This is a genomic window from Methanosarcina barkeri str. Wiesmoor, assembly GCF_000969985.1.
Classification (GTDB): Archaea; Halobacteriota; Methanosarcinia; order Methanosarcinales; family Methanosarcinaceae; genus Methanosarcina; species Methanosarcina barkeri_B.
On record NZ_CP009526.1, the window covers coordinates 1247642 to 1261659 of the forward strand.

Consider the following 14018-nt stretch of genomic DNA (forward strand, 5'->3'; position numbering starts at 1 on the left):
GGGGAAACTCTAAATGTACACCTATTATCCAAAATAAGCATTGTATACCCTTAGTTTTAGTACTGATTTGGAAGGACCCTATAATAAGTGAGTAACTTTCTAATAATGTCAAAAGGAAGAGTGAAAATGAGACCCTTCCGGAAAGCCGGAAGGGTAAATTATCCAGGGAAGAGTCAGACAAAAGAAAAAAGAGAATTTTTCTATATAACGAAGATTTGAAATCGTTAGAATTACTTTGGCACACCCCTTTCTATTACTCAGTTTTTGTTTTTCGCATTTATATAAGTAATCCGCTTTAATATTTTTGATGCCTCACGACCTTTTTTCATTTTAATTAGTAGACAAGCATAGTTTTCTAGTAATGCTAAAAAATCTGGATGATCTTCTCTTTTGATTTTTTCCATTATATCTATTGATCGGAGAAATAATTCTTTAGCTTTGAGATTTTTTCCTTGGGTCGCATAAGTTGTTGCTAAATTATTGAGAGAACTTACTACTGATATATTTTCGGAACCAAAAATTTTCTCTTGAATTTCCAGAGCACGCTTTAAAAGTGATTCAGCCTCAGAATATTTGCCTTGACTTTGATAGAGTGTTGCTAAATTATTAAGAGTGGTTGCTGTACTAGGGTGTTCTGAGCCCAAAACATTCTCATCAATTTCCTGAGCGCGCTTTAAAAGTGGCTCAGCTTCAGAATATCTACCTTGAAATTTGTAGGTTCCTGCTAAATTATTGAGAGAAAGTGCTGTGTCAGGGTGTTCCGAGCCCAAAACTTTCTCACGTATTTTCAAGACACGCTTAAAAAGTGGTTCAGCCTCAGAATATTTACCTTGACTTTGATAGAGTGTTGCTAAGTTATTAAGAGTGGTTGCTGTACCAGGGTGTTCTGAGCCCAAAACAATCTCATCAATTTCCTGAGCACGCTTTAAAAGTAGCTCAGCTTCGGGATATTTGCCTTGACTTGTATAACACATTGCTAAATTACAAAGTGAAATTGATGTGTCAGGATGCTCTGGACCCGAACATATCTCGTAGATATCTAATGCATGCTTTGAAAATGATTCAGCCTCAGAATATTTGCCTAGACTCTGATAGAGCACTGATAGGTTATCAAGAGAAAGTGCTGTGTTAGGGTGTTCAGAACCAAAAATTTTCTCATTAATTTCCAAGGCACGCTTTAACAATTTCTCAGCTTCGGGATATCTACCTTGAGATCTATAAATTCCTGCTAAATTATCAAGAGAAATTGCTGTGTCAGGGTGTTCTGAGCCCAAAGCTTTCTCGCGTATTTCCAAGGCACGTTTAAAAAATGGTTCAGCCTCAGAATACCGACCTTGAGAATTGTAAGTTCCTGCTAGAATATTTAGAGAGGCTGCTGTGTCAGGATGTTCTGGACCTAAAACTATCTCACGTATTTCTAGGGCGCGCTTAATAAGTGGTTCAGCCTCAGAATACCTGCCTTGAAACACGTAGAGTGCGGCTAAATCAGTCATACTTTCAGCAATATCTGGATGAGTTGAATCCAAAATTTTCTTTCTGATATCAAATGAGCTATTAAAATATAATTCACATTCTTTGAAACGTGCACGTTCATACAGATAGTTGCCAGTAGAATTTAGCAACTTTGCAAATTCTTTGGTCTCCATATTCCATTTTTTGATATATTTTTCACATGTCTGAATATGCGGAAGAAGCTTGTCGCAAAGATCCCAATTATTATACTCTATTTCAGGAAATGCACAGTTTAAAGCTTTAACAGTACGCTCAACCCAGATTCGCTGTGTAGTTTCATCCATCCCGTCTCTAAGAACAGCTTGTACAAGGCGGTGAATATCATATGTATAATTATTTACATCGCGAGTAATCAATGAATACTGCCTAATAGGTTCAAAAGATTCATATAAAATAACTGGAAGGCTTTCAATATTTTCAAGAGCTGAAGAAATCAAAGGCCCCAGTTCTTTTGCGCCTTTGATAAAAATATCAACTGGGATTTTAGATGGATTTAGAAAAGCACTTACAAATAATATTTCCGCTGAAACTTTTGAATCTTTTTTTATATTTTCAAAGTTCAAGATCCAAGTAGTAGCTACTGATTTTGGATATTTATCTGTTGAAATTCGAGACCTTTCCAGTAACTTCAATCCACTTATTTTATAGCTTGAGAGATAATCTTCAAAACTACATTCTATTTTTCTAATATAGGCTCCAGCTTGCTCCATTGCTAATGGCAAGTAATCAAGCTCAGATGTAAGTTCATCAAGTGCCTTAAGTTCTGAAGGCTTTAAGTTTTTACGCCCTGTACGTTTGATGAAAAATTTCCGTGCCTCATCAGGAAGCATCTTATCCATTTCAATCTGGCTTGTAGCTCCTAGCTCCTCAAAAAGAGGAGCTCTTGATGTAAATAATATGTGACCTTTTGAATTTAAAGGCATTAAGTTTCTTAAGACTGAAGGGTCATCTGCATTGTCAAAAACCAGTAACCAGTTCTCATTATTTTTAAACCAGTTTAGTACAGCAGAAACAATAAGTTTCTGGTCAGAGTCATTTTTCAAAGGTAAATCTAATAATTTCGCTACATTCACATAGCCTGAAATAATTGAGCCTTCTGAATCAGCTGTTACCCAGAACACAAATTTATATTCGTGACTATAAAGATACGTATATTGTACTACAGTTTGTGTTTTTCCAATACCACCTAATCCACATATTGCTACTGGTCGCGACAAAACCGCTCTTTTGTTTGAAAGAAGTGTCTCGTGAATTTGTTCTAGCTTTTCATCTCGACCGATAAAAAATGGATTGAATGGATATGGAACATTTGATTTTATCTTTTTATCTTGGAGCTCAGAAGATGTGAGAGGAGCAGACTTGTTATCAAGATTATTGATTAGAAGTCCATCAATTTTGAAGGATAATTTTTGGATCTCTTGATGTGTTTCTTTAAGTTCTTGATTTATTTCTTCAATTGTTTTATGTGCTTTTTTCGCTAAGTAAAGCTTAAGGTAGTCTCTAAGTTCAGGATTTTTTTCAATTTCTGAATCTATAATTTCAAAAAAAGTATTTAAGATTAAATTTGCATCGTTTAAGGAAAAATCTTCCTCGCTGAACAACTCAAAAAACTCATTAATTAAGACACTTAAACAATCAGCTTTATTTGGACTTTTTAGATACTCTTCAATTGCCATTTCTACCTTTTGCTGATGCAAAAAAATATCAATATTTATTTTATTAAGTTTAAGGCTTGTATTTGAAAGTTCTTCGATTGCTTTACTATATATTTCCCAATGTGTGTCAAGAATTTTTCGAGGGATTTCCTTGGAAGAATCATATAATAGGCTTGAAAGATAACTTAAAACTAATTCTGAAATTATCATTCTATCCCCGTTGGCATAACTTATTACTTTTACAATTAGAAACTATTTCAATTATGAGACAGTATAGTTAACTCTTTCCATTTTATATTGGATCAATTTTTTAGAAAAGAAAGGGGCTTTAATTACCCCCAAAAAAATTAAAAGTTATATTCGACAAATTTGCATTCCTAAAATCGAACCAGTACTGTTCTATCGTGCCGATAACACCTTGATTATTCACAGTATTGGTAGATCCATTTACAATATTCTGTGCTCCTGAGTCATTCTTCTCAACAGGCTGTGTACTTTCTGAATCTGGCGGCACAGGAGTTGTTGTCTGTTCAGATGTGTTCCCAAAATAACTTTTCACAGTGTTATAACTAGTAACTCCCATAATTCCGCAGTCAAACTTCTTAGAAGATCCCCAGTCTTTATACCACATGGTTTTATTCTTGTCATAAAAGGCTGTTACTTCCTTCCGTTGGGGTCCGAACCAGCCATAGTATGCTTCATATCCTTTTTTATTATCGGCTGCTGGATAGAAGACATTGATATAAATCGGAGCATGTTTTGTGAAATTAAGTTCTCTGATATCACAATTCCAATTATATTCTTCTGAAACATATTGACCGATTTCGCAGGCTAGTTGGTAGGAATTATTTTGGTTGCTTAGGTTGTAATCGAGCATGGCCTGGGTGACTTGCTCTTTTGTGGGAGTTACATAATTTCCCGTAGCCGAAGCCAATGGGATTGCGATCATAGCAACAAAAAGAATACTTAGTAGTTTAAGTTTCATAGTCAATTCTCCATAATAGCATATACTTCAACTTCATCATCAGTGTCATTATCAGTGTCAATAACTGCATACCATCTTGTTCCATAATCTACGAAGGTCTTTTCTTCGACACTGGTATCCCATCCATTTTCTCAAGATACTCACTAAGAGCATCAGCACATTCTTTTTTGAGCAGGTCATTGAACCTTCGTAATTTCCAATTATATCATTTAAAGCTTTATAAATATGTTTAGATTCGTTGCTCTCGTTGATTACTTTTTCGGATTGATTGCCTGCTTCATCCGATTAGTTTAATTCCCCACATACTTTTCTCTTAATTCATATCCGTTTAGCATAAGGAGATACTATATTTCCATCCTGAAAGACAGGACGCAGTTAAAATATGACCTGGCCTGCATGCTCCCAATTTTAATTGTGATATTTGCAGTGTCTATTGCAACTTCAAGAATTATCTTCCGGGGGCTGGTGTGATATAGAGTAAAGTGGGATACAAATAAGGAAAGATAGGGACAAATAAGAAGGAATGCGAAGAAATAAAGGGAAATTGAGAAAAATAAGGAAAAACAAAACGAGAGGTTAAGCCTCTCATCTGTTGTTTACATATCGAATTCTGGAATTCTGCTTTAGTGCTTCCGCTTATAAAGGAATAAGCCAAGGATACAGGCTATCCCTAAATCGATTTCAAATCCAGGTGTACCCGGAATTTCTTTTTGTTCAGCTTCCTTTCCTTCGTTCCCAGTTTCGTTTTGATTTACATAGTTTTTATTAACTGCTCCGGTCTCTGTCTCAGACTGGGATTCTGTTGCAGTTTCCTCATAAGCTTTTTTTGCTGTGCCTGTTATTGCAAAGGAAGAGAATTCCGGGGTTTTTGCCGTGAAATACAGGAATTTGTCATCTTTTCCTGATGTTTCTATCTCCAGCTGTTCCCATTTTTTCTCGTTGTAACTGTTAAGGGTGATTGAAGCTGGATCGATTTTTTTATCTTCTATCCAGGATTTTTCAACCTTGAAACAAACGGTCGGGTTTTCTATGTTCTTTGAGGTTGCAATTCCGCCGTTTCCAACCCAAACATTAAAGGATTTGTAGACATCTCCAGAAGGCAGTTCGGAGACAAGAGAAGATTGTCCTTTCAACATCTCTACAATGGTTGTGGTTTTGCCCAGAGTCTTCTTTGCATCAAAGTTCACAGAAACAACGCAAGTTGCGTTCTTTGCAAAATCAAACTTTACCTCTTTTCCATTTGTAATGAACACCTGTGAAAGTTCCTTTACTTCAATGTTTTTTGCAGGTTCAGGAGAGCCACCTCCTCCTCCGCTACCGCTACTTTTGCCGCCACCACTCTTGCTGCTTCCGTCACTGTTTGAATTGCTGTCGTCGCTGGAATTGCCTTCCAGTACAGTTATTGTATTAATAAGGTAAGAGAAACCGTTTGCATTATAGATTGTCAGGTTGACAAAATATGTACCAGGAGTAGCATATACATAAATGGGATTCGGGTCATTGGAGTCAGCCTTTCCATTGGAATCGAAGTCCCATACCCTTGATACTACATTCTGGGAAAGATCATTAAACTGTACTTCCAGGGGAGCATACCCCTCGGTAACACTGCTACTGAAGTTTGCAACCGGAATCCCCAGGTCTGGAGTGGTTGAATTCGTGACCTTGATGTAACCCAGTTTATCTATAGAAATATTGCCAGTGGCACTGGTTACCTTTAGAGTAACGTCATATGTGCCGGGTTTTGTAAATGTGTGCGTCGCATTCATTGCATTTTTAGAGGTAATTCCGTCCCCAAAGTCCCAGAGCCATGAAGTTGAAACTCCATCGATGCCGCTGGTAGTAAATAACACAACTAAAGGTGCAGTTCCATAAGTCACATTGGCAGTAAATTCAGCTACCTGTGGCAAAGGGTCTATGGCAGAAAGATCACTTAGATATATACCATTATTGCCACTATCGTTAGCTGCCCCCCTTCCGTAGTTACTGTCTATTCCCCATACAATAGTGTTCTCGTACACATCCGGCGTTGTGTAAGTCTCTTTTGGATAGATGTAAACTGGAGTGCTTTTTGCTGATGAAATATCATAAACGTATACACCTGCATAACCAAACTGGTCATCGCCAGATTTTGAATATACGATTTTGTCCCCGTTTATGTCAATATGAGTACCGGTGTCATCTCCAGCATCAACTGTATCAGACCCATATAAAGTATTACCTGTATTATCACTGGTGACATCTATAGTTTTTTTGGTAATTAGGTCATACATTTCAATAAATCCGTCCCTGGAATAGAAGTTTGACCATATCACTTTATTACCATATATATGGGGACTAAATATCTGGCTAGCATGACTTACTGTTATGGTCTCCTTAGTATTAACATCATAAACAGCAATGTTTCGCCCGTCTTCATCATCATAACCAAATGTTATTTTGGTAGCGTATATATCAGGATTGTTCCCATCTGCGATTTTAGTCTGCTTGGAAGTTGATATGTCCCGCATATATACGTTGTAATTATAATTTGATTCATTGTAATCTGCACTCCAAACAATCCTATTTTCGTAAATAACAGGTCTGCTGTATTGGTCTACATTCTGTGTGATGTAAGTTTTTGCGGTTGTTGATATATCGTATACTGCAAGTCTTGGTGTCCTGCTGCTTTCATCATGCCACACTAATATGTTACCGTAAATATCCGGATAAGATGCTGCAGAAGAATCAACTGTAGTGACTGTTCTGGCGTTCAAATCATAAACCTGGATAACACCACTATTTGTCCATACTACTTTGTTATCATAAATAGCAGGATCAGACCCATTACCAATTTTTGTCACCTGCGTTGCTGATGCTAAATTTGAAATTAAAACTAAAAATATAAAAATTAAGGTTGTTGAAGCTAAAGCTATTGAACATAACTTGCTTTTAATTTTCATTTCCCCTCCCCCACGTAGCTTTTATCCCTCAAATCCAGGGTATAATTTATATAATCTGTATATTCCGACTTTCGGATAGAATTATAAACCTTGATTTTCCCGATAATAATATAATTTTGGATCAGAAACGTCAAGCTTGATTACATTTATATTTGTATATTAGGTAAACTCGGCAAGTAAGTAGACTGCTTAGATATTATATAATTGTACAAGTAAAATTTCTTCTATTCTTAGTTACTTATTGATTTTTATTTTAAATTAAAAAAGTTTAGACAAAATAGTTTTAGTTTTATAATTATTGGATACTTTTTGGCGATTATGGATGAAGGAAAGCAACTACGGCCATTATTCCATATGTCCCAAGAAGTTGTAATCCTTCAAACCAGTTGCTTTTGCCGTCTTCAATTATGGATTTGACCATTAAGACGGCAGAGACTATGGCAGCAAGTTCGAAAGTGGTGAAAATCAGATTCATGGGGTTCTCGAAAAAATAACTCGTGAATACCAGGACCGGTACGACAAACATAGCTACTTGAGTTGTCGAGCCGATTGCGATTTGGAGTGCCAGATCCATCCTGTCTTTAATTGCGATTGTGACAGCTGAGACATGTTCCGCAGCATTCCCAATAATTGCTATGAAAATCATACCTATGAATAGTTCCGTCCAGCCAAGATTTTCAGCGAGCGGCTCTATGGTGCCTACCAGGATTTCACTTATAACAGCAACCGTAACTGTTGATATGAAAAGAATCGTAATAGATTTTTTGACGCTCCACTTGGCAACGCGCTCTGTAGTGTCGACAGTGTATAAGTGCTTGTGGGTGTGAAGCGAGAAAAGCAGGCTCGCAAGATATGACACGGCCATAATGACCGATACTGCAATACTCAAAGTTTCGATTATTGCATCTGAAGGATTTTCTGAGGTTAGAACGAAAACAGCCGGCATGACAATAGCTGCAGTTGCAAGAAAGAGAGTGGAGGCGCTTGTCTTTGCGGCTGTTGTGTTGAACTCCTGCTCATCTTTTCCGAGTCCTCCAAAGAAAAACGCCATACCCAGAATCAAAAGCAGGTTTCCAATAATGGAGCCCGTAATCGATGCCTTTACCATTTCAGTAAGTCCTGCTTGCAGGGCAAAAAAACTTATGATTAATTCTGTTGCGTTTCCGAAGGTAGCGTTTAATAACCCACCCAGAGCTGGACCGGTACGTACCGAAATCTCCTCTGTTGATTCACCAATGAATTTCGCAAGTGGTATGATTGCAAGCGAAGCTAAAACAAAAATTGCTATAGGCGAAGAGTGTGTATACTCTGCGAACAGACTCAGCGGCACAAAGATAAGAAAAAATTTGAAAACTTTTTCCAGAGTTTTTGTTTTTTCCATATTAACGAATCTCCTCTGCCACCTGGCAAAGAGTCACTCTAAAGCGACTTAGAATACCAGCCCTTTTCATCTTATGTGTTAATAACAAGGCTGAAAGATATTTTTATCCCTAAAGCCAGGCAGGAAGGAAACTTCAGGAAATCTCAGAAATCAAAAGAAAAAACAGTAGGATTTCATAACAGCTGGACTTCAGAGAAGAGTCTCTCACATCTCTCACAACATCTCTGAGTCTCTCACATCTCTCACAACATCTCTCTTTTTTCGGCAGGCTTGAAAGTAACAAATCTGGGATTTTCCTCAACATCGGCTTTTCCACTGTTTCTGACTAACGACAGTGATTTTTTTGTACTGGCTGATTGCCTGGGCTCTGCTTTTGCATAATGCCTTAGAAGCTTGAATTCCTTCGAAAGCATTCCCACAACTACCAGCATCATGATATACTCCGTAGCCGGAGATGCAGCCCACACTCCATCCAGGCCGAAGAAGATCGGCAGAATAAAGAGCAGAGGGAAGAGAACAACAAAAATCTTTCCAAGGTAGATGAAGAGTGATTCTCTAACCCGGTTTATTGACTGGTAATAGATGGCAGTGAGGAGCACGGTACCTTCAACGAGCAAAGAGAATATGAAAATCTTCATTCCTCCCAGGGTAACTTCCAGAAGTTCGGAGTCTCCCTGGCTGAAGATCTGCACCACTTTTTCGGGAAAGAGGGAAATTAATAGAAATCCGCAGATTCCTGTCAGGACACATGAAAGAATTGTCAGTTTCAGGGTTTTTGAAACTCTTTCGTAATAACCAGCTCCATAGTTGAAGCCTATAATCGGCTGCACTCCCAGGGCTATTCCCTCAAAAAGCATGGAGAAAATTGAAAAGACATACCCTATAATACCGTAGGCTGAGACTGCAATCTCGGAGCCGTACCTGAGCAGCATGTAATTGTACGCAAAGAGCATGAGAGCCAGTGAAAACTGCATCACGAAAGATGGAAGGCCGGACCTAAGAATCTGAAGCTGAGTTCCGAGTTTGAATTTCATGGCTTTAAGCTGGAGTTTCAACTTTGCCTCCCTGCCAAAAAGGTAATTCATGAACAGTAATGCCGGGAGAGCAAAGGAAACTATTGTGGCAAAAGCGGCACCCGTCATTCCCATGTCCATACGCATGATAAAAAGGTAATCAAGCACGAAATTTACAATTACCCCTGCAATCATGATATTCATACAGAGCCTGGGTTTCCCGTCGTTCCTGACCAGCGGTTCAAGGGCAACTGAAAGAATCATAAAGACTGAACCAGCGAAGATAATCCTCAGGTAATCACGGGCAAAAGCTAGAGCAGTCCCGCTGGCTCCAAGGATGCTGATTGAGGTTTCACAGAAAATCAGCCCGATTACAGTAAAAACTGCTCCTGTAAGAAGACACAGGGAAAAAGCATTGTGTACTATATCCAGAGCTCGGCTGAGTTTCTCCTTTCCAAGTTGAAGGGCTGTAAGACTTGATGCACCAATCCCGATAATTACTCCAATAGCGATTATAACCATATAAGCGGGATAGGCGAGAGTAATTGCTGCAAGTCCCTGGCTTCCGATAGCATTTCCTATAAAAAAGCCGTCAATTATTTCCTGGATTCCGGCAATGACGACTCCAATGACGGTCGGGAATGCAAATTTCAAGAATAGATTCACTATGTTCCCGGATTTCATTTCTTCGTCACTTATCGTTTCTTCATCACTTACCATTCCAGGTTCTCCTCCCATATTGAAGTCAGCTTTTCAAAAGCTCGGTTTTGAAACTCTGATACTTTCTTTTCAGAGGCCTGGTTTTGAGATTCCGGGAATATTTTTGCCGTTGTCAGATGGATGAACCTGTTCAAAGAGAGGCAGGTTGTATTGTGTTTTTGTAGAAATTGATATATTTTTAAAGCTTTACCTATTCTTGAGGGGTCGAGACAATAAGATTCGGTCCTCTCAAATAGTTTGCATGAGGTCATAACTCATCCTGGACGAAGCTTCTGAAAATACGCAGATTCAAGTATAGCTGCCCTGTTGCAGAATTAATTAGTCTGTCTATGCCGAACTGGTAACTGCATATAATCTGTGGGTTAATTTGTGCGCATTCCTGCAGCACTCATTCGTTTTACGAAGCTTGACCGTTTAAAGAGTAAAAGGGGATTCAAACGAACCAAAAATCCTGTGCAATCATGCAACAAAGCAAGTAAAACCAGCTTCAGATAGTTATCTGATCACAGCTAATTTTAAGCTAATTTTATATATTAAAAATTATTTATGCTTATATATAGATTTTCACTCTTTCTTATTTTAACAGGTTGTTTAATTTTGAGTCTTAAAAGCATTTAAGTAGATAAACTAGCCTTATTTTTATTGATAACATTGATTAATAGATCTAGAGCTAAAAACGTGAATAAAATGGTTCAACTCTAATTAAAAACCCTGGAAAAACATTAGATTTGCTCAAAGATTATTAAATTTGCAAATAAGCAGAAATAAGCCTGAAATGAACAGCTATAGAGTCAAAACAAATCTGATTTACAACAACAATAAAATCAGATTTACGATAACAATATTATCATATTTACAACAACAATAAAATCAGATTTACGACAACAATATGATCACATTTACAACAACAATAAAATCAGATTTACGACAATAATAAGTTTAAAGTTTTCATGTTTACAATAAGTTTTCTCTACAATAAAAGATCGAAGGCTTACCCATCCATTTTTTATGCGAGAAGCACCTTTACGTCTTAAACTGAACTTTATTCCTTTACTCACCTTTATTCGCCGTTACTCATTTATCTGCATTCTGCTAAGCTTTTCATATAAGCCGTTTTTATAGCTTTCTCTTCATAGTTACAAAACCTTCCAGCTGGAAAGAACAAATTGATCAAAAATGTCTACTGAAAATTATACCTGTACTCCTAATTATACCTGTATTCCTCCTGAAGTCCTGGCTCCTGTAGGTGACGAAGAAGCCCTGTTTGCTGCAATTCGAGGAGGAGCCGATGCGGTCTATTTCGGGATTGGCGAATTCAATGCCCGTCAGGGTGCAAAGAATTTCACTCTAGAGAATCTTGACGAAGCCGTGAAACTGGCACACTCACACGGAGTTCTTGTTTACCTGGCCTTCAATATCCCTATCAAGCAAAAAGAGTTGCAGCACGCGCTTGAAATAGCAGACTGTGCATATGCAGCCGGAGTCGATGCACTTATCCTTCAGGACCTGGGGCTTCTCAGGCTTTTAAATGAAATCTATCCGGACCTCGAGATTCATGCAAGCACCCAGATGACTATCCATAATAAAGGAGGAGTTGATTTTGTAGCAGGAATGGGAGCAAAAAGAGTTATAGTCTCAAGGGAACTTACTGCGGCTGAGGTAAAGGACATAGTGGATCACTCAAACGCAGAAATTGAAGTTTTCGTCCATGGAGCCCTTTGCTACTCCTATTCGGGCAAATGTCTTTTCAGCAGTTTCCTGCATGGCAGGAGTGCAAACCGGGGAGCCTGTGCCCAGCCCTGCCGACGCAGGTACAGATTCGTGGTAAACGGCAGGGAAGTTGACGAAAGACATATCGGAGGCAGTTATCCAATAAGCTGTGCTGAACTCTCCACACTAACAGGGCTTGAGGAAATCGTAAAAACCGGAGTAGTCAGTCTTAAAATTGAAGGGCGGATGAAAAAGCCTGAGTACGTTACTGCGAGTGCCGCTGCCTATAAAGCTGCGGTTGAAGGAATCTGTGGCCCAGGAGATAATCCGACAAAAGAGGAACTTGAAGCAAGAGAATCCGAGCTTGCAAAACTCTTTTACAGGGGCTTTACAAGAGGCTTCATACTCGGAGAAAAAGGCGTATCCCACCCTAAATACAGTTCAAACTACGGGGCGTTCCTTGGAAAAGTCCTTGATATTTCCCGCTCAAAAGGGAATACGAAACTTACAGTTCGGCTGAATCAAGATATTCAGGTAAAAGATGGTATAAGTATTTTCACGCGGGAGAGGATGCTCGGCTCGGCAGTTACAGGCATAGTCACAATTTCAGGCGAGCATATCAAAAGTGCGAAAAAAGGTGAAAAAGTAGGGCTTGAAATCAGCTCGAAGACCGGAAGAGCAGTCCAGAGAGGTGACGAACTCTACCTCACAACAGACACACGACTCCTTGATACCCTTCAAAAAACAAAATTAAAAACACTTCCTGTAAGCCTGAAAGTAAGAGCCAGGAAAGGAGAGCAATTTACTGTTGTAATCGGAGAAGAAAGTGAAAAGCCTGTAGAGACCAGAAAGACCACAGAGAAGTCCCCATTTGTGGAATTCACGGCTGATTATGTTGTCCAGGAAGCCGAGAAAGCCCCAACAACAGTAGAGAAGATAAGAAAAGCAATGGAAAGCCTTGGTGACACCTCTTTTGAGGCTGCTTCTGTTGAGATCGATGCTGATGAAAATATTTTCATTCCGGTAGGAGTATTGAAAAACGCAAGGAGAACGGCAGCAGATCTCCTGCTGGAAAAAATCCTCAGTGAAGACCAGAGAGAGCAAAAGCACCCGAATCTTGAAGACTTCGATTACCTGTGTAACTCTGAAATCCATGGAAGTGATATGAGCGACAAAAATGGGCTTACTCCAGCCGTTAATGAGACCCTCAACAAGACTCTCAGTGATACCTCCAGTGGAACCCGGGTCAGAAATCTCGCTTCAAAGCAGCTCCTTCTTAGTGTTGAAGTAAACGAAAGTTCCTCTTTCTTTGAGGCTGCGTTCGCCGGTGCAGATATTATCTATGTTCCGGTTTCGAAGTTTGAAGAGTTTTCTGCGCCCGAGAATGCAGAAAAGCTTGAAGATTTGAAAGCCAAAAAGGTCGAACTTGTTTTCCGGGTTCCCCTGATAAATCATGATTATGAACTGGAGAAACTCAAGCCCCTGCTGGTAAAAATTAAAGAAGCAGGCTTTGGGATAGCCTGTTCTGAGTTCGGGACTGTACAGCTTGCAAAAGAACTTTCCATACCCTTTACCGCAGGAAAAGAGTTCAATATTTTCAACTCTTTTACGGCCAGTACTCTCTACCAGGCAGGAGCGTACAGAACAACCCTTTCAAGCGAACTGAACCTGAGCGAGATAAAAAATATCTGTGAGGGCCTTCAAACCTGCAAGAGTTCAGGACAAACCGAAATTTTTGTTTACGGTAGAGAGCTTATGCTCATTACGGAAAATGACCTTTTAAAACCCCTGGTTGACAGAAGAATAGTAAGAAAGGACAGCAAAGTGCTTCTCCTTGATCAGGAAGGTTCCGAGTTTCCGGTGGAGCGCCTGGGGACCCGGACTCTGATTTATAACTCAAAAGTGCTTGATATGCTGAAGTATGTCAAAAACCTGAAAGATTACGGTGTGGATGTGCTTCGGCTTGATCTTTCATTCAATTCCCAGGCTGAGATAAAAGAGATAATAAAGGCATACAAAGAAGCTCTTGCAGGAAAAGAAAACAGGTTGAAACCTGCAAGAGGGATTGAGTATACTACAGGGCATTATTTTAAAGGAGTTTAA

General features: G+C 39.0%; 6 protein-coding genes. 1 reads left to right on the forward strand and 5 read right to left on the reverse strand.

The genetic code is table 11. The annotated features are described in order from the left end of the window. Positions 1 to 257 precede the first annotated feature (257 nt). From fxsT to MSBRW_RS05470, 5 genes are all read right to left on the reverse strand, one after another. Positions 258 to 3377, reverse strand: coding sequence for an FxSxx-COOH system tetratricopeptide repeat protein (gene fxsT, locus MSBRW_RS20140; protein ID WP_011308608.1), 3120 nt, complete (start codon positions 3375 to 3377; stop codon positions 258 to 260). A 118-nt stretch (positions 3378 to 3495) separates the two neighbouring features. Beyond that, complete coding sequence (locus MSBRW_RS05455) at positions 3496 to 4152, reverse strand: hypothetical protein (RefSeq protein ID WP_011308607.1); 657 nt, start codon at positions 4150 to 4152, stop codon at positions 3496 to 3498. A gap of 623 nt (positions 4153 to 4775) precedes the next feature. After that, positions 4776 to 7091 (reverse strand): PGF-pre-PGF domain-containing protein, encoded by a 2316-nt coding sequence (locus MSBRW_RS20820; protein ID WP_011308606.1) that lies wholly within the window; start codon positions 7089 to 7091, stop codon positions 4776 to 4778. A 316-nt stretch (positions 7092 to 7407) separates the two neighbouring features. Beyond that, positions 7408 to 8472 (reverse strand): calcium/proton exchanger, encoded by a 1065-nt coding sequence (gene cax, locus MSBRW_RS05465; RefSeq protein ID WP_011308605.1) that lies wholly within the window; start codon positions 8470 to 8472, stop codon positions 7408 to 7410. A 242-nt stretch (positions 8473 to 8714) separates the two neighbouring features. Next, positions 8715 to 10205: an MATE family efflux transporter gene (locus MSBRW_RS05470; RefSeq protein ID WP_011308604.1), complete on the reverse strand. Its 1491-nt coding sequence runs from the start codon at positions 10203 to 10205 to the stop codon at positions 8715 to 8717. Positions 10206 to 11381: 1176 nt separating this feature from the next. Here MSBRW_RS05470 and MSBRW_RS05480 point away from each other — a divergent pair. Continuing rightward, positions 11382 to 14018, forward strand: coding sequence for a U32 family peptidase (locus MSBRW_RS05480; protein WP_011308602.1), 2637 nt, complete (start codon positions 11382 to 11384; stop codon positions 14016 to 14018).